This window comes from Pseudomonas helmanticensis, from assembly GCF_900182985.1.
In the GTDB taxonomy this organism is placed as follows: domain Bacteria; phylum Pseudomonadota; class Gammaproteobacteria; order Pseudomonadales; family Pseudomonadaceae; genus Aquipseudomonas; species Aquipseudomonas helmanticensis.
Window position 1 is genome coordinate 1,104,592 of the sequence record NZ_FXUY01000001.1, and the last position, 17,091, is coordinate 1,121,682.

16 protein-coding genes are annotated in these 17,091 nt (G+C 60.8%); 2 read left to right on the forward strand and 14 right to left on the reverse strand.

Annotation, left to right across the window (positions count from 1 at the left end):
- The first annotated feature begins 9 nt into the window (after positions 1-9).
- Entirely contained in the window at positions 10-783 is a 774-nt protein-coding gene (locus QOL84_RS05115) for an enoyl-CoA hydratase (protein WP_283436429.1), read from the forward strand.
- A gap of 362 nt (positions 784-1,145) precedes the next feature.
- Here QOL84_RS05115 and QOL84_RS05120 read toward each other — a convergent pair whose 3' ends face one another.
- From QOL84_RS05120 to QOL84_RS05135, 4 genes are all read right to left on the reverse strand, one after another.
- On the reverse strand, positions 1,146-2,297 hold the full coding sequence (locus tag QOL84_RS05120; protein WP_283436430.1) for an acyl-CoA dehydrogenase family protein: 1,152 nt from the start codon (positions 2,295-2,297) through the stop codon (positions 1,146-1,148).
- A 3-nt stretch (positions 2,298-2,300) separates the two neighbouring features.
- The gene (locus QOL84_RS05125) at positions 2,301-3,407 is read right to left on the reverse strand and encodes an enoyl-CoA hydratase/isomerase family protein (protein ID WP_283436431.1); all 1,107 of its coding nucleotides are present in this window, start codon (positions 3,405-3,407) and stop codon (positions 2,301-2,303) included.
- 245 nt (positions 3,408-3,652) lie between these two features.
- Entirely contained in the window at positions 3,653-4,339 is a 687-nt protein-coding gene (locus tag QOL84_RS05130) for an HPP family protein (protein ID WP_283436432.1), read from the reverse strand.
- 156 nt (positions 4,340-4,495) lie between these two features.
- Positions 4,496-5,674: an MFS transporter gene (locus QOL84_RS05135; RefSeq protein WP_283436433.1), complete on the reverse strand. Its 1,179-nt coding sequence runs from the start codon at positions 5,672-5,674 to the stop codon at positions 4,496-4,498.
- Positions 5,675-5,683: 9 nt separating this feature from the next.
- Here QOL84_RS05135 and QOL84_RS05140 point away from each other — a divergent pair, with 9 nt between their 5' ends.
- Complete coding sequence (locus QOL84_RS05140; RefSeq protein ID WP_283436434.1) at positions 5,684-5,878, forward strand: hypothetical protein; 195 nt, start codon at positions 5,684-5,686, stop codon at positions 5,876-5,878.
- On the opposite strand, the gene QOL84_RS05145 is transcribed toward QOL84_RS05140, so the two are convergent.
- The 10 genes from QOL84_RS05145 to arnB all read right to left on the reverse strand — a co-directional run bounded on the left by QOL84_RS05145 (position 5,875) and on the right by arnB (position 16,932).
- Positions 5,875-6,399 (reverse strand): GNAT family N-acetyltransferase, encoded by a 525-nt coding sequence (locus QOL84_RS05145; RefSeq protein ID WP_283436435.1) that lies wholly within the window; start codon positions 6,397-6,399, stop codon positions 5,875-5,877. The genes QOL84_RS05140 and QOL84_RS05145 overlap by 4 nt on opposite strands.
- 119 nt (positions 6,400-6,518) lie before the next feature.
- Entirely contained in the window at positions 6,519-8,141 is a 1,623-nt protein-coding gene (locus QOL84_RS05150) for an ArnT family glycosyltransferase (protein WP_283436436.1), read from the reverse strand.
- The gene (locus QOL84_RS05155; RefSeq protein WP_129393906.1) at positions 8,114-9,493 is read right to left on the reverse strand and encodes a UDP-glucose dehydrogenase family protein; all 1,380 of its coding nucleotides are present in this window, start codon (positions 9,491-9,493) and stop codon (positions 8,114-8,116) included. Before QOL84_RS05155 ends, QOL84_RS05150 begins: the two co-directional genes overlap by 28 nt.
- Positions 9,490-9,894, reverse strand: coding sequence for a 4-amino-4-deoxy-L-arabinose-phosphoundecaprenol flippase subunit ArnF (gene arnF / locus QOL84_RS05160; RefSeq protein ID WP_129393904.1), 405 nt, complete (start codon positions 9,892-9,894; stop codon positions 9,490-9,492). The genes QOL84_RS05155 and arnF overlap by 4 nt, the downstream gene beginning before the upstream one ends.
- Positions 9,891-10,235 (reverse strand): 4-amino-4-deoxy-L-arabinose-phosphoundecaprenol flippase subunit ArnE, encoded by a 345-nt coding sequence (gene arnE / locus QOL84_RS05165; protein WP_283436437.1) that lies wholly within the window; start codon positions 10,233-10,235, stop codon positions 9,891-9,893. Before arnE ends, arnF begins: the two co-directional genes overlap by 4 nt.
- On the reverse strand, positions 10,232-11,884 hold the full coding sequence (gene arnT / locus QOL84_RS05170) for a lipid IV(A) 4-amino-4-deoxy-L-arabinosyltransferase (protein WP_283436438.1): 1,653 nt from the start codon (positions 11,882-11,884) through the stop codon (positions 10,232-10,234). Before arnT ends, arnE begins: the two co-directional genes overlap by 4 nt.
- On the reverse strand, positions 11,881-12,765 hold the full coding sequence (gene arnD / locus QOL84_RS05175) for a 4-deoxy-4-formamido-L-arabinose-phosphoundecaprenol deformylase (protein WP_283436439.1): 885 nt from the start codon (positions 12,763-12,765) through the stop codon (positions 11,881-11,883). The genes arnT and arnD overlap by 4 nt, the downstream gene beginning before the upstream one ends.
- Positions 12,765-14,756, reverse strand: coding sequence for a bifunctional UDP-4-amino-4-deoxy-L-arabinose formyltransferase/UDP-glucuronic acid oxidase ArnA (gene arnA / locus QOL84_RS05180; protein ID WP_283436440.1), 1,992 nt, complete (start codon positions 14,754-14,756; stop codon positions 12,765-12,767). The genes arnD and arnA overlap by 1 nt, the downstream gene beginning before the upstream one ends.
- Complete coding sequence (arnC, locus tag QOL84_RS05185; protein ID WP_283436441.1) at positions 14,753-15,787, reverse strand: undecaprenyl-phosphate 4-deoxy-4-formamido-L-arabinose transferase; 1,035 nt, start codon at positions 15,785-15,787, stop codon at positions 14,753-14,755. The genes arnA and arnC overlap by 4 nt, the downstream gene beginning before the upstream one ends.
- The gene (gene arnB / locus QOL84_RS05190) at positions 15,784-16,932 is read right to left on the reverse strand and encodes a UDP-4-amino-4-deoxy-L-arabinose aminotransferase (RefSeq protein ID WP_283436442.1); all 1,149 of its coding nucleotides are present in this window, start codon (positions 16,930-16,932) and stop codon (positions 15,784-15,786) included. The genes arnC and arnB overlap by 4 nt, the downstream gene beginning before the upstream one ends.
- Positions 16,933-17,091 lie beyond the last annotated feature (159 nt).

Genomic DNA, 17,091 nt, shown 5'->3' on the forward strand with positions numbered 1-17,091 from the left:
GAGTTATGTATGAGTTATGAAACGATTCTGCTGGAAAACCATGGCCGTGTTGGCCTGATTACCCTGAACCGCCCACAGGCTCTGAACGCCCTGAACGCGCAACTGGTCAGCGAAGTGAACCAGGCGCTCGATGCGCTGGAAGCGGACGCCAACATCGGCTGCATCGTCATCACCGGATCGAAAAAAGCCTTCGCCGCCGGCGCCGATATCAAGGAAATGGCCGAGCTGACCTATCCGCAGATCTACATGGATGATCTGTTCAGCGACAGCGATCGCGTTGCCAACCGGCGCAAGCCGATCATCGCTGCGGTCAACGGTTTCGCCCTCGGCGGTGGCTGTGAACTGGCGCTGATGTGCGACTTCATTCTGGCCGGCGACAATGCCAGATTCGGTCAACCGGAAATCAATCTCGGCGTGTTGCCGGGCATGGGCGGCACCCAGCGTCTGACCCGCGCGGTGGGCAAGGCCAAGGCCATGGAAATGTGCCTGAGCGGGCGTTTGATTGATGCAGTTGAGGCTGAACGTTGCGGGATTGTCGCGCGCATTGTGCCGAGTGATGAGCTGCTCGATGAAGCGCTGAAAGTAGCAGCAGTGATTGCCAGCAAATCGTTGCCGATTGCGATGATGGTCAAGGAAAGCGTCAATCGTGCCTTCGAAGTGAACCTTACGGAAGGCGTGCGTTTTGAGCGCCGGGTATTCCATGCGGCGTTTGCCACCCAGGACCAGAAGGAGGGGATGGCGGCGTTTATTGCCAAGCGTGAGGCTGTGTTCCAAGGCAAGTAAGGCGTCTAGAGCGAAAAGCCCCTCACCCTAACCCTCTCCCGGAGGGAGAGGGGACTGATTGGGGGATATTGATGATCTGCGCCGACCTGAAAGAGCTTTACTGAATCCCTGATCGACCTGGTTTATCCAATCGATAATCGACTCGGTCTTTCAGGTCGATGTATAACGCCAGACACCTCGGTCAACCCCTCCGGTGGGAGAGGGGCTGATTGGGGAATGCTTCGCAGATACGCCGACCTGAACCTGATATAGCGAATCCATAATCGACCCGGTCTTTCAGGTCGATATATGACGCCAGACACCTCGGTCGGCCCCCTCTCCCTCTGGGAGAGGGCTGGGGTGAGGGAAAGGGGCCAACACCATTACATCTGGTAGTTCTTCAAGTCGCGGGCAATCACCATCCGCTGAATCTCGCTCGAGCCTTCATAGATCTGGGTAATCCGCGCATCGCGGTAATACTTCTCGACCGGATAATCTTCCAGATAGCCATAGCCGCCATGAATCTGGATCGCCGATGAGCAGACCTTCTCGGCCATTTCCGACGCAAACAACTTGGCCTGCGAAGCCTCCGATAAACACGGTTTACCCGCCGAACGCAGCCGCGCCGCATGCAGGATCATCAAGCGCGCCGCGTTGATCTGCATGTGCATATCGGCCAACAGGTTGGCGATGCTCTGGTGTTCGTTGATCGGTTTGCCGAACTGAATACGGTCGCGCGAATAAGCCAGCGCCGCTTCAAACGCCGCACGGGCAATGCCCAATGCTTGCGCGGCGATGCCGATGCGTCCGCCCTCGAGATTGGACAAGGCAATCGCCAGACCTTTGCCGCGCTCGCCAAGCAGATTGGCTTCGGGAATGCTGCAATTGTTCAACGTCACCGCGCAGGTGTCCGACGCACGAATACCCATCTTGTGTTCGGTACGATCAACGATAAAACCGGCGGTATCGGTTGGCACCAGAAACGCCGAAAGGCCTTTCTTGCCGAGATCCGGATCGGTCACGGCAAACACGATCGCCAGTTTCGCCCGTTTGCCGTTGCTGACGAATTGCTTGGCGCCGTTGATCACCCATTGGCCATCGCGCAGTTCGGCGCGGGTGCGCAGGTTGTGCGCTTCGGAGCCGGCCTGCGGTTCGGTCAGGCAGAAGCAACCGATGGCTTGGCCGCTGGCGAGATCTGCCAGCCAGGTCTGTTTCTGCGCTTCGCTGCCGTAATTGAGCACCGGGCCGCAGCCGACCGAGTTGTGAATACTCATGAACGCGCCAGTCGCGCCGTCGCCAGCGGAGATCTCCTCGACCGCCAAGGCATAGGCCACGTAGTCGACGTAGGTACCGCCCCATTCCTCGGGCACGACCATGCCGAGCAAACCCAGCTCGCCCATCTTCGCGACCAGCGCGTCGTCGATCCAGCCAGCCTTTTCCCAGGCCTGCGCATGGGGCGCGATTTCGCCTCGGGCAAAGTCCCGGGCCATGTCGCGGATCATCACTTGTTCTTCAGTCAGTTCGAGATCGTGCATGGCTCAGCTCCCGCTCTCTGCAAAACCGTGGAAGAAACTCGCGACATGCGCAGCGTCCAGCGCGGCGAGGGTCGGCGGGTTCCAGCGAGGTGTCTTGTCTTTGTCGATCAGCAGGGCGCGCACGCCTTCGATCAGGTCACCGCGCGCGAACCACTGGCGATCCAGATGCAGTTCCAGCGCGAAGCAATGTTCCAGGCTCAGGTGCCGGCCGCGACGGAGCATTTCCAGGGTCACGGCCATGGCCAGCGGCGAACGGGTTTCCAGCAAATCAGCGGTGGTGGTTGCCCACTCATGGCTGTCGGCAACGGTCACCGCGCGCAATTGCTCGACCATGCTCGGTACGTCGGGCAGGGCGAAGAAGTGGTCGATGGCCGGGCGCAACGCTTCAAGCGGCGCATCGGGCAGGGTTTGCACGGCGTGTTTGGCCAACAGGTTCTGCAAGGTCTTGAGCGGCGTGTCCTGCCATTCCATCGTGTCGAGTTTTTCATCGAGCAGCGCCAGTTTGCTGCTGTCCAGATACCAGTCGGCCAGCCCGCAATACAGCGCGTCCGCCGCGCGGATCTGCACGCCGCTGACGCCCAGGTAAATCCCCAGTTCGCCGGGGATCCGTGGCAGGAAATAGCTGCCACCGACATCCGGGAAGTAACCGATGGCCACTTCCGGCATCGCCAGACGGCTCTTTTCGGTAACCACGCGCAGATCCGCGCCTTGCACCAAGCCCATGCCGCCGCCAAGGACAAAACCGTCCATCAGCGCCAGCACCGGTTTGCGGTAGTGATGAATCGTCAGGTCGAGGGCATATTCCTCAACGAAGAAATCTTCGTGCAGCGTGTCGCCGCTTTTGAAGCTGTCGTACAGGGAACGAATATCGCCACCGGCGCAGAAGGCTTTTTCACCGGCACCGCGCAGCACCACGGCCTGCACATCGGCGTCAGTCGCCCAGGCATCGAGCTGCTGTTGCAGCAGGCGCACCATGTCGAGGGTTATGGCATTGAGACCGGCGGGGCGGTTAAGGGTCAGGTGACCGATGTGATTGCGAACCTCGGCCAGCACTTCGTTTTGCATGGCATCCATGGACGGTGTCCGCGGGGATGAAGCCTGAGCTGTCATCAGTAACTCCCTGCTTTTATTGTCTTTATTCGAGAAGCTCGCGCGCGAGCGTTACCGGATCGTAACAGTGCAAATTTGCCTTGTACAACGGGGATATCTGCAGGGCCTGTCTGCGTTTTTACCTTACCCAAAAATACACGCGGACTCATGTAGGAGCTGCCGCAGGCTGCGATCTTTTGACTTTGATTTTTAGAAATCAAAAGCAAGATCAAGATCGCAGCCTGCGGCAGCTCCTGCATAAGGGGTCAGGTGAAGGTGGCGGTAATGCTGCGGCGTTTGGCGTGCAGTTCGCTGGCGTGGATCAGTTGTTCGAGGTCTTCGGGGGTGATGTCGATGAAGGCTTGCATGTCCGCCAAGGCGAGTTTGAGGTCTTCGGCGGTGATCGCCTGAGTGTCGACGGGCGCCACCAGCGGCGCCGGTTCGGCCGGGCGTTTCGGGTAACGGATGCGCGTCAGGTTGTTGTAGGCGAGGGCACTGAGCAGCATGCACGCGGCGCCGAGCATCACCGGTGCCATGGCTTTCCAGTCGAGGGCGATGGTCGCGGGGTCGGCCAGCACCAGCGTCAGTGCCAACGCGCCAGCGGGTGGGTGCAGGCAACGCAGCCAGCACATCAGGATCAGCGCCATGCCCGCCGCCAGGCAAGCGCTGCCCAAGGTTCGGCCGAGTACGTGGGCCACGAGCAAGGCGACGACACCGGCAGACAAATAACCGCCGAGAATCGACCACGGCTGGGCGAGGGCGCCAGACGACACGGCAAACAGCAACACCGCCGAGGCGCCCAGCGGACCGATCAGGTGATAGGCGACTTCATGCCCGAACACCTGCGCGCAGAACCACACGCTGAACAGCGTGCCCAACGCCATGCCGATGGCGGCGCGGCTCCATTCGGAGGGGCGGGTATTGATGGCGGCGGGCAACCAGCGTGCGAGCATGTGAATCCAGTCCTTGCAACAAATTCGGGGCAAAAAAAAGGACTTGTCCGGCAATCCGGAAAGCCCTCGAAGTGTTCCAACATTGGGGGAGGAACACGCACAGTTTGCCGATCTATCTCGATGCTGACAAATTCATATTAATGCAGCTTCAGTGCATTATTTTTGCATTGAGGCGGCTCTTCGGCAGCTGACGAAGCACAAATACCCGCCCAATGCCGCCAATGCGCTCAAGGCATAGAACATGCTCGGTGCCGGTGTGTGCATCAACAGAAAGCCGCACATCACCGGGCTCACCGCGCCACCCAGTGCTGCCAGATTCTGCGCGCCGTAGTAGCTGCCGCGCAGTTCCTCCGGGGCTAGCGTGTCGACAAACAGAAAGTCTGCCGGGTAAATGATCATCTCGCCCAAGGTGAAAATGAACATCGCCACGCACCAGCCAACCAGGCTGTCGGCGACGCTGAAACCGATCAGCCCGCCGATGAACAGCGCGGTGCCGCCGGCAATCCAGTGGCGCAGATGTTCGCGCGTGAGGAAACGGCCGATCTGGTATTGCAACAGGATCACCGTGATCGCATTGCAGGCGAGCAGGGCGGCCATGGTGTCGAGCGTCTGTTGCTGGGTGTGGGTCACCAGCAGGTATTGCGACAGGTACAGGGTGAAGCGTCCGTGCACCAGCGTGCTGAGCAGGCAACCGAGGGTAAACAGGATCATCGTGCGGTCATTCTTGAGGATGACCAGGGTCTTCAGAAAGCTTTGCGGCTGACCAGGCGGCGCAATCGGCTTGGCGTCTTTGCCGGCCCCGAGCAGGAGAAAAATGCTGCCAATGGCAATCGCCCCGGCGACGATAAACGGCGCTGACGGCTGGATACCGGCAATCACCACGCCGATCATCGGGCCGACGGCATAGCCGATATTGGTCAGCGTGTAGTTCAGCGAAAACGCCTTGACCCGTTGGCCGACCGGTAGGTTTTCACTGAGGATCGCCTTGGAGCAGATCATGAACAGCGCCGAGGCGGTTTCGCTGATGATCAGCACCAGCGTCACCAGGTACAGGTTTTGCGCGAAGGTCAGCAGGATCAGGCCGATACCGCTGGAGAGCATGGTCAGGATTAGCAACTGGCGCTTGTCCAGCCGATCGATGATGTAGCCGCCGTACAGCGACAACAGCGTGGCGCTGAAGACCGCGATGCCCAGCAGCAGGCCGACGTCTTGCGGGTTTAGGTCGAGTTTGTTGCTGAGGAACAGGGTCAGCAGCGGGCCGATCAGGGCGCGGCTGACGACGACGGTCAGCGAGCTGATCATCAACCGGCGGATGAAGCGTGAGTAGGTGGCCACGAAGGGTCAATGTCCTTATTTGAAAATGCCTGGCGGGCGTACGCCATCCTCACCGCGCAGCCATTCCCGGTCAAACACAATCCGGTTGGCGCTGCTGCAGGCTGCGATCTTTTGATTTCGGAACGCGGAGCGTCCCCCGGCAGCATTCCCACGCCGAGCGTGGGAACGATCAGTCAAAAGATCACAGCCTGCGGCAGCGCCTAAAGGGGATTGGTGGGCAGGTGCATGGCGCAGCGGCGTTCTGCGGGAAAGTGGTGGGCGATTTCAGACTGTAGTGCGTCCTGTAGATGGCCAAAGGTGTGTGCGGGCGGCAACTCGATAAAACCCATGCGTTGATAGAACGGCGCATTCCACGGCAGGTCGCGAAACGTGGTCAATGTCACTGCCTGCAATTGTTGCTGGCGGGCCTTCTCAATGGCTGCCGTCACCAGTGCACGACCGATGCCCTGGCCCTGAAAGCCCTGACTGACGGACAGTTCTTCAATATGCAATTGTCCATCGATTTGCACCGCGCGAAGAAACCCGGCCAGTTGCCCCTCGGTGTTTTCAGCCACCCACACGTGTTTGTGCTGGATCGCCAATAAGTGCTGCGCGACATCCGGCACCTCGGCGTCAGCCAGCCAGGCCAGTGAGGGATCACGACGAAACAGTTCGGCAGCCGAACGTTCGATGGCGGGGAGGGCAACCGCGTCAGCGGGCCGTGCAAGACGAATGAGCATATTCATGTAGGCGCTGCCGCAGGCTGCGATCTTTTGATTTCGGGACCCGAAGCGTCCCCCGGCTGCATTCCCACGCCGCGCGTGGGAACGATCAAGGATCAAAAGATCGCAGCCTTCGGCAGCGCCTACAAGGGTTTCAGGTGCAGGAGGACGTAATCGTTTTTGTCGAAACGGCCGCTGAGCACCGGTTGCAGCTGTTCCAGCGGCGTGCCCTTGAGCGATTGCAAATCGCCGCGATCCATCATCAGCCACGCCGGCGCCTTGAGCGCTTCCAGTTGTTGCACCGATTCAGTGAACTGCGGTTGCAGGTCCTGCTCAAGATTGACCATGAACTTGATCGCCTTGGCGTCTTTGCCCATGCCGTGCAGTACCAGCGGCGCCGGTGCCTGCTCTACCTGCGCGAACACTGCGCGACTGAACGCCTGCGTGTCATACAGCCGCCGTTCCACCGGTTCGAACACGGCCGCATACACCGTCCACACTGCCAACACGGCACACAGCGCGAGCACTTCTGCACGCCAGCGCGGGATCAACAGACGCGAGAGTGCCGCCAGTTGCAACACACCCAGCGCGATCGCAACCAAGGTGATCTCACTCAATTGCTCGGGAAACCTGCGCCGCGCAATCAGCAGCGTGACCAGCAACAATCCCGGCGTCAGCAGCCACAGACCCAGGAGCAAACCGCGCAACCAGCGGAACACCCGCCCATGCATCACCTGAAACGGATACGCCGCGATGATCGCCGCCATGGGCAACATCGGCAGCAGATAGCGCGCCTTTTTCGCCTGCGGAATCGACAAGCCGAGCATCACGATCAAGCCGGCCGCCGCGCAATACTGCACCAGGCGCAATGCCGGGCCGCGCTGCTGTGGTTTGCTCAGCCAGGTCGCCGCCAACGCGAGCAATGCCAGCGGGTACGCCAGCGCATAGTTGCCCAGCGAGCTGGTGAAGTAATACAGCGAACCGCTGACGCCTTCGCTGCCGTCCATGCGTCCCATGAACTGCATGCGGATCACGTCCTGCACGAATGCCGGCCCGCCGCTGACCTGCGCCAGCCACAACAACAGGCCAATACAGGCGGCCAGCAACACCGAGGCGAGCACACCAAACACCAGCAACCGTGACCACTCTCGGTTGAGCAGGTAATAACTGCACAGCATGCCGGTCGGCACCACCAGGCCGATCGGCCCGCGAACACCGAAACCCAGCAACAGCAAAGCGAAAATCAACGGCCAGCGCCGCCCGCCGGCAAAATGCTCATGGGCATAACCCAGATAAAACACCGCAAGTGCCACTGCGGCGAGCATCAAGTCCTGCGACACCGCGCGCACTTCAGTGACAAAAGTGCTGGTGAGCAACAACAGCGCAATGCTGATCAACGCCCAGCGCCGCGAATAGGGTGCCAACAGCCGATACATCAACGTCACGATCACCGCGCCGGCAATTGCACTCGGCGCCCACGCGGCAAAGGCGTTGACCGTGCCGAAGGGCAACGACAACACCCAGATGAATACCGTCGACAGCGCTGAATAGTCAGCGTACGGCTGGCCATACGTTGTCGGAAACCAGGTCGGTCCATGACGCAGCATTTCTTGCGCGAACAACACAAAGCGCGAATCGAAACCGATCGGAGCCTGCCCGTAGACCCCGGCCATGAACAATAAAAACGCCAGCAGCCCGAGGATCAGCGACTGCCGGCGAATGTCAGGCGACAAGGTGATCAAGCGACGTCGGACGCATGCGGCCATTGTTGCAGCGGAATCGGCAGCTTGCGCGATTCGCCACGGCCCATCGGGAAGTAATGGAAGCCGTTACGCGCCAGGCGCTCGGCGTCGTAGAGGTTACGACCGTCGAAGATTACCGGGGTATTCAGGCGTTGCTTGATCAGCTCGAAATCCGGTGCCTTGAACTGCTGCCATTCGGTGCAGATGATCAATGCGTCGGCGCCGGGCAGTACCGATTCCGGGGTGCCCATCAGCATCAGTTTCGATTCGTCCGGGTAGAGGTTTTGCGTTTCCTGCATGGCCTCCGGGTCGAACGCGCGCACGCTAGCGCCGGCGGCCCACAACTCTTCCAGCAGGACGCGGCTTGGCGCGTCGCGCATGTCATCGGTGTTTGGCTTGAACGCCAGGCCCCAGAGGGCGAAGGTCTTGCCGCGCAGATCGCCTTTGTAGAACGCGTTGATACGCTCGAACAGCTTGTGTTTCTGCCGCTGATTGATCGCCTCGACCGCTTGCAGCAAGTCGCTGGAGCAATGCGCTTCTTCGGCACTGTGAATCAGTGCACGCATGTCTTTCGGGAAGCACGAGCCGCCGTAACCACAGCCCGGATAGATGAAGTGATAACCGATGCGCGTGTCGGCACCGATGCCCTGACGCACCGATTCGATATCGGCGCCGAGGTGTTCGGCCAGCTCGGCGATCTGGTTGATGAAGCTGATCTTGGTCGCCAGCATGCAGTTGGCGGCGTACTTGGTCAGCTCGGCGCTGCGCAGGTCCATGAACATGATGCGGTCGTGGTTGCGGTTGAACGGCGAATACAGATCACGCATCACGTCGCGCACCTCGTCACCTTCGCAGCCAATGACGATGCGGTCCGGACGCCGGCAGTCGGCAACCGCCGAACCTTCCTTGAGAAATTCCGGGTTGGAGACGATGTCGAACTGCAGCAAGCGACCGACCTTGATCAGGGCTTTTTCGATGTGCGTGCGCAAGGTATCGCCGGTGCCGACCGGCACGGTGGATTTCTCCACCAGAATCAGCGGCTGCTCACGATGGCGAGCGATGGCATCACCGACCGACAGCACGTAGCGCAAATCTGCCGAGCCGTCTTCACGCGATGGCGTCCCCACTGCAATAAAGGCCACGCGACCGTGCTGCACGGCGAGTTTTTCATCGGTGGTAAACAACAGACGTTTCGAATCGAGGCCTTCGCGCACCAGGCTGGCCAGCCCCGGTTCGAAGATGCTGACGTGACCCTGGCGCAACAGGTCGACCTTCTTCTGGTCGACGTCCATGCACACGACGTCATGACCGACCTCGGCCAATACGGCCGCTTGCACCAGACCGACGTAACCGCTGCCAAATACTGTGATTTTCATGGAGCACTCCTGAATTCGGGCGCACGAGCCGGACGAGTGTTAATGGTGATGACCCCGAGCATGACCAGCGCCACGCCCAGTGATTTAGTGAAACTGAAGGATTCGTTGAACAGCGGCAGACTGGCCGCCAACAGGTACACCAGCGCGTAGCTGATGCTCAGCAGTGAATAGGCGCGGCCCAACGGCAGGTCGCGCAGGGCGGCGAGCCAGCAGAGCATTGACAGGGCGTAGGCGAAAATCGCCGCAACCACCACGGCCAAGGCGCGCAGATCGAGGCTGTCGATGGCCAGCCATTGTTCCGGCGCGGGCAGGCGCGTCATGCTCCAGCGCATGCCCAGTTGCGCAGCACTGACCAACAACACGCTGCCCAAAGCGAAGGTGATGCCACGACGCTGATTCATGATTGTTGCCCCAACAACACCACGCCGCCGATCACCAACGCCACGCCGAGCCAATGCTGGCGATCGATGGGTTCGCGGAAGACGAAGCGGGCGATCAGCGTGATCAGGACGAAATTGAGGCTGAGCATCGGGTAGGCGATGCCGACTTCGAGGCGCTGCAACACCAGCAGCCAGACCAGCAGACCGGAGCCGAGAGCGAGCAGCGCCAGCCATAACCATGGCGAACGCAGTTTGTCGGCCCAGCCCGACACGACGCCGCGCCAACTTTCCACGGCGTATTTTTGTGCAACCTGGCCGAGACAGGTCAGCAGGCACGCGGCCAACAGCAGCAACAGGCTCATGACGCCTCCTTGGGCAGAATCATGATCACCAGGTTGCCCTGCTCATAACGGATGCCGTCCTTTGGCAGTCGGTCGATTTCGTCCAGTTCGTCCTGCCCCTTTACGCGCATCACCACGCCGACCGAACCGCTGCGGCGCGCCTCGCGCATCCACTGTTGCACTTGATCGGGATCGACCCGTTGCTGAATGCCGTCAGGATAGGCAAGGCCATATTTCAATTCGCCTATCGTGTTGTACAACGCCACTTGCGGGCGTTTGACCCGCCAGGCCAGGGCGGCGGCAGCGCCGAGATCGTTGCTCAACAGGTGTTCGGTCTGCGCCAGTTCGGTGATGTGATGCTTGATGAACTGATCAGGCATCTTGTTGGCGACCACCGATTTCGGCAGCGCCGCCGGTAGCACGGCAATCAGCAGCAGACTGCCGAACGCCGGGGCGGCCCAGCATTGCAGGGGCAGTAAGGCTTGCAGCAGGTTGGCGATGATCCAGCCGATCAGGGCAATGAACACCAGCACCATGCTGTGCAGCTCATGGTCATACACCGGTTTGGTCAATTGCAGGTACACCAACGCGATCAGCGTGACGATGCCCAGCGCCAGGTTGAGCAGACCGTTGACGCTCAGTGCCCGGCCTTGTTCCAGGTGCAGGCGGTCGGCCAGCGCGTTACCCAGCAGCAACGCCATCGGCAGCAGGCACGGGAGGATGTAAGTCGGCAGCTTGCCGTTGCTCAGGCTGAAAAACGCCAGTGGCATCAGCAGCCACAGCAACAGGAACAGCACTTTCGGTTGAGCACGGCTTTGCCAGGCCTGCTTGAAAGCGGTCGGCAGCAAACCGACCCACGGCAGACTGAACGCCACCAGCAGCGGCAGGTAAAACCACCACGGCGCGTTGTGTTGGGCATCGTCACCGGCGAAGCGGCGAATGTGCTCGTGCCAGAAGAAGAACCGCCAGTAGTCCGCTTCCTGCGCATGCACCGACAGCACCCACGGCAGGCTGACGATGATCGCCACGGCAATCGCCACCGGGCCGTATGTCAGCAGTTCACGCCAGCGCTTTTGCCAGAGCATCCACGGCAGGGCGATCAGCACCGGCAGCAGCCAGGCGAGAAAACCCTTGGTCATGAAACCCATGCCGCACGCCAGCCCGAGCAGCGCCCACGCGGCCATGCGCTTGCCGCTGGCGTGACTGTCGACGGCAAACCACAGCGCCACCAGACTCAGGTTGACCCAAAAGGTGAATTGCGGATCCAGGTTGGCGTAACCAGCCTGACCGGCAACAATCGTGAAGCTCATGTAGAGCAGGGCGCAGGCAAAGCTTTTGCGCGGCTGATTCCACAAACGCCGGGCCACCAGGTAGCACAGCAACACGCTCAACCCGGTGCTCAGTGCCGAGGCAAAGCGCACGCCGAACAGGTTCTGCCCGAACAATTCCTGACCCAGCGCAATCATCCAGTAGCCGGCAATCGGCTTCTCGAAATAGCGCAGGCTCATGAAATGCGGCGACACCCAGTTACCGCTCAGCAGCATGTCCTGGCTGATCTGCGCGTAGCGAGTTTCATCGGGAATCCACAAACCATGACTGCCCAACGGCAGCAGATAAGCCAGCAGGCAGATTCCCAATAACAAGAGCGGCAATGCCCAGCGTTTAGTCATGCGCCTTGCACTCCCAGCCAGCCTTCACGGCCGTCGAGGGCGCCGCGTTGTACGCGACCCACGGGCAAGGTGTTGAAGAATTCAGGCAACAAGTCGCCCAGCGGTGCGAAGTCGATGTTGCGCAGGCGCGCATCGGCCAGCAATTGACGAAAATCCTCAGCCATCAGAATCCCTTCTACCTCGGCATGAATGGTGTAGACGTTGAGCTGTTGCGGGCGAAAGTGATCAAGGATGAAACCGTTGAAATCCCGCGCTGCGACGATCGGGCCGACCACTTCATCGAAGGTCGGCAGGTCCACCGGGATCTGCGGCGTCCCCGGTGTGCCATCGGCGAGCAATGGACGAAACAGGCGCTGCCCCCGGCAATCGCTGTTGTAGCGAAAGCCGAAAGCCTGCTTGGCTTCGATCACGCGCTCGTCCGCGCGCCAGCCGGCGGCGGCTGAACAGGTGATCTTCTCGCCGAGAATGTCGCTCAAGGTGTCGACGCCCTGGCGGATCTGCTCGATCAGCTGTTCGTTGCTCCAGCGCCCGGCATTGGCTTGCCAGCCGTGGTGATCCCAGGCGTGCAAACCGACTTCATGACCGGCATCGCGGGCCTGACGCATCAGGTGCCCGAGGTCACGGCCAATCGGTTTGCCCGGCCAGGCAGTCCCGGCCAGCAGAATGTCCCAGCCATACAGGCCGGCCGCGTTGGAACGAAGCATCTTCCAGAGGAACTGCGGGCGGATCAGGCGCCACAGATGCCGGCCCATATTGTCGGGGCCGACACTGAAGAAAAACGTCGCCTTGATCTGCGCCTCGTCGAGTATTTCCAGCAAACGCGGCACACCTTCACGGGTGCCGCGAAAGGTGTCGACGTCGATGCGTAGACCCGCCTGCATTAGCGCTTGTCCGCTTGTTCGAGCATGGCTTCACGCAAAAAGAAGTCGAGCGTGTTGCCGATGGTCTCGCGCATTTCCACGGTTGGCGTCCAGTCGAGCAGGCGCTTGGCGTTGTCGATGCTTGGCTTGCGGTGCTCGACGTCCTGATAACCGGCGCCGTAGAACGCCTTGCTTTCAACGTCGCGGAAACCGGCGAACGGCGGGAAGTTGCTGCGCAGCGGATGCGCTTCGAACTGGCGCAGCAGCTCTTCGCCCAACTGACGGATGCTCGCCTCGTTGTCCGGGTTGCCGATGTTGATGATCTGGCCGTTGCAGACGTCGTTGTCGTTATCGATGATCCGCGCCAGTGCCTCGACGCCGTCAGCGATGTCGGTGAAGCAGCGTTTCTGCTCGCCGCCGTCGAACAGACGGATCGGTGTGCCCTCGACCAGGTTGAGGATCAACTGGGTGATGGCGCGGGAGCTGCCGATACGTGCCGAGTCCAGGCGATCGAGACGCGGGCCCATCCAGTTGAAAGGACGGAACAGGGTGAAATTCAGGCCTTTGGCGCCGTACGCCCAGATCACCCGGTCGAGCAGTTGCTTGGAGACGGAGTAGATCCAGCGCTGCTTGTTGATCGGGCCAACCACCAGGTTGGACGAGTCTTCGTCGAAATGCTTGTCCTGGCACATGCCGTAGACTTCCGAGGTCGACGGGAAGATCACGCGCTTGTTGTACTTGACGCAGTAACGCACCAGTTTGAGGTTTTCTTCGAAGTCGAGTTCGAACACGCGCAGCGGATTACGGGTGTATTCGATCGGCGTGGCGATGGCCACCAGCGGCAGGACCACATCGCACTTCTTGATGTGGTACTCGATCCACTCGGAGTGAATGCTGATGTCGCCTTCCACGTAATGGAAGTGCGGATGGCTGCGCAGACGGTCGATGGCGTCGGAACCGATGTCCAGGCCATAGACTTCGTAGCGGTCATCACGCAGCAGACGCTCGGACAAGTGATTGCCGATGAAGCCGTTGACGCCAAGAATCAGCACGCGAGTACGCCGTGGCGCACGACCGGACTCGGCACCGCGCAGCAGCGAGCCGTCGACCAGACCCAGCTCGTTGGCCAGTTGCGGGCCGCTGAGGAACAGGCCGTTGTCGTTGCGCTGGCCGGAGAGCACCACCAGCGAATCTTCACCGCAGGCAATGCGCAGCGGATCGACGCTGATCACGCGGCCCGGTGCCTGACCGTCGTTGCCTTTGACGACTGCAGCGCTCCAGACGATCAGTTTGTGTTCGCCCACGGCGCAGAAAGCACCCGGGTAGGGTTGGGTTACGGCACGCACCAGATTGAACAGTTGCTCGGCCGGTTGCGCCCAGACCAGTTTGCCGTCGGCGGCAGTGCGACGACCGAATACCGTGGCTTTCGATTCGTCCTGCGCGGTTTCGCTGATCTTGCCCTGGAGCATTGCTGGCAGGGTATCGCGCAGCAGGTCGGAGGCGGCGATGCGCAGTTTGCTGTGCAGGCTCAGCGCGGTGTCGCTGCGTTCAATGGCCACGCGTTGCTGGGCGACGATGGCGCCGGCGTCGGCACGCGTGACCATGCGGTGCAGGGTCACGCCGGTTTCGGTCTCGCCGTTGACCAGCACCCAGTTGGCCGGGGCGCGACCACGGTAGCTCGGCAGCAGCGAACCGTGCAGGTTGAACGCGCCTTTTTTGGCAGTGGCCAGCAGCGCTTCGCTCAGCAGGTTGCGGTAGTAGAACGAGAAGATGAACTCAGGGTCGAGCTTGGCAATGCGCTCGATCCACAGTGGGTGATTGACGTCTTCCGGGGCGTGCACCGGGATGCCTTTTTGCGCGCACAGTTGCGCAACCGAGGCATAGAACGCGGTTTCTTTCGGGTCATCGGCGTGAGTGAACACGGCAGCGATGTCGTAGCCGCTGTCGAGCAGGGCTTGAATGCCGGCGCAGCCAATGTCGTGGTAAGCGAAGACAACAGTTTTTGCACTCATGAGAGAACCTGACCGGAAGTAGAAGTGGAATTGGAAGTGGAAGAAAGACCGTCAACGGTGACCGCAGGCGCCGGGTGGGAGGCGTGGCTGCGCAAGACTTTTTCAATGAAGAAGCGCGGACGGGCACGCACGTCGCTGTACATGCGCCCAAGGTATTCGCCGAGCAGGCCCATGCCGATGAACTGGCCACCGGTGAACACGAACAACACGGCGAACAGCACAAACAAGCCATCGCCCGCCCAGCCGGCGCCGAGCGTCAGGCGCAGGACAATCAGCACGGCGGCAAACAACAAGCCGAGCCCGGCCATGGCGAAGCCGACGATGCTCAGCAAGCGCAACGGCGTGGTGGTCATGCAGGTGATCAGGTCGAACATCAGGTTGATCAAACGCATCGGGCTGTATTTCGAATCGCCGTGTTCACGCTCGGCGTGGGCGACGACGATTTCCGTGGTGTGGCGGGCGAAGCTGTTGGCCAGAATCGGGATGAAGGTGCTGCGTTCGCGGCAGGCAAGCATCGCGTCGATGATCGTCCGGCGGTAAGCGCGGAGCATGCAGCCGTAGTCGCTCATGGCGACGCCGGTGGAGCGTTGCACGGCGAGGTTGATCAGCTTCGACGGGTAGCGGCGCAGCGCCGAATCCTGGCGGTTGCCGCGCACGGTGCCGACCACGTCGTAACCCTTTTCGGCTTCGGCGACCAGGCGCGGGATTTCTTCCGGCGGGTTCTGCAGGTCGGCGTCGAGGGTGATGACCACGTCGCCCTTGCACTGTTCGAAACCGGCCATGATTGCCGCGTGCTGGCCGTAGTTGCGGTTGAGAATGACCGCGACGAACGGGCTGTCTTCGCGGGTCGCGGCTTCTTCGAGAAGGTTGGCGGATTCGTCACGGCTACCGTCGTCGACGAGGACGATTTCATAGTCGTGACGCAGCATCCGGCACGCCGCTTCGGTGCGGCGCAACAGTTCCGGCAGGCTGTCCTGTTCGTTGTAGACCGGGATGACGATCGACACACAGCGGATCGGATAGGGTTTCACAGGCGTTTGTCCATAAGAGTGGCGATGGCGCCGACCACGCGATCAAGGTCTTGATCGCTCATGTCGGGGAACAACGGAATCGAGCACAGCCGCGCCGAGTTCCATTCGGTGTTGGGCAGGTACAGGTCGGGATCACGCTGGCGATACCAGGTGTGCAGGTGGGTGGCGATGAAATGGATACCGGTGCCGATGCCCTGGTCCTGCAAGCCTTTCATGAAGGCTTCACGGTCCATGCCGCAGCGCTCGCTGTCGATGCGCAGGATGAACAGGTGCCAGGCGTGTTGCTGGGCGTAGGCGGGCAGGGCCAGCGGTTGCACCGGCAGGCCTTCGAGTTTTTGCCGGTAGGCGGTGGCCAGCTCGGTGCGGCGCGCGTTGATTGCATCCAGGCGCTCGAGCTGCACCAGCGCGATGGCAGCGTTGATGTCGGCCAGGTTGTATTTGAAACCCGGCTCCATCACCTGCGCCTGCGGCTTGCGGCCACCGGTCAGGCGGTCGTAGGCATCCACACCGAGGCCGTGGAATTTGAGCATGCGCACACGGCTGGCGAGGGCTTCGTCGTCGGTGACGAACATTGCGCCTTCTGCACAGGTCATGTTCTTGATCGCATGGAACGAGAAAATCGCCGTGCCTCGCGAGCCTACATGGCGGCCCTTGTAGCGGGTGCCGGCGGCATGGGCGGCGTCTTCGATCACTGCGATGCCGTGCTTGTCGGCCAGCGCGTACAGCGGATCGAGATCGAATGCGGCACCGGCGTAATGCACCGGGATGATCGCTTTGGTGCGTGGAGTGATTGCCGCTTCGATACGCGCAGCGTCGGTCATCAGGGTGTCGCGGTCGACGTCGACGAACACCGGTTTGGCGCCGAGCAGCGAGATCATGTTGGCGGTCGAGACCCAGGTTTGCGACGGGGTGATGACTTCGTCACCCGGGCCGATGCCCAAGGCGAGCAGCGCGATGTGCATGCCACCGGTTGCCGAGGAAAGTGCTACCGCATGCCGGCAACCAACGTAGTCTGCGAATTGTTCTTCGAGTGCCTGATTTTTAGGCCCGGTGGTAATCCAGCCGGAACGCAATACTTGCTCTACGGCTGCAATTTCTTCTTCGCCGATACTCGGGCGAGAAAAAGGGAGAAACGCCTGACTCATGGACACCTCATCACAAACAATCAGAAGAAAACCAACTCTTTAAATAGGATCCAATTTCCGCGTAGACGCAAAAATTACCTTTGCATCAATAAGTTGCTGAAACGGCTTCCGTCGGGGGCTGGTTGACTTTTGTGGCTTCGCGCGGCAGTTTGGACAGGG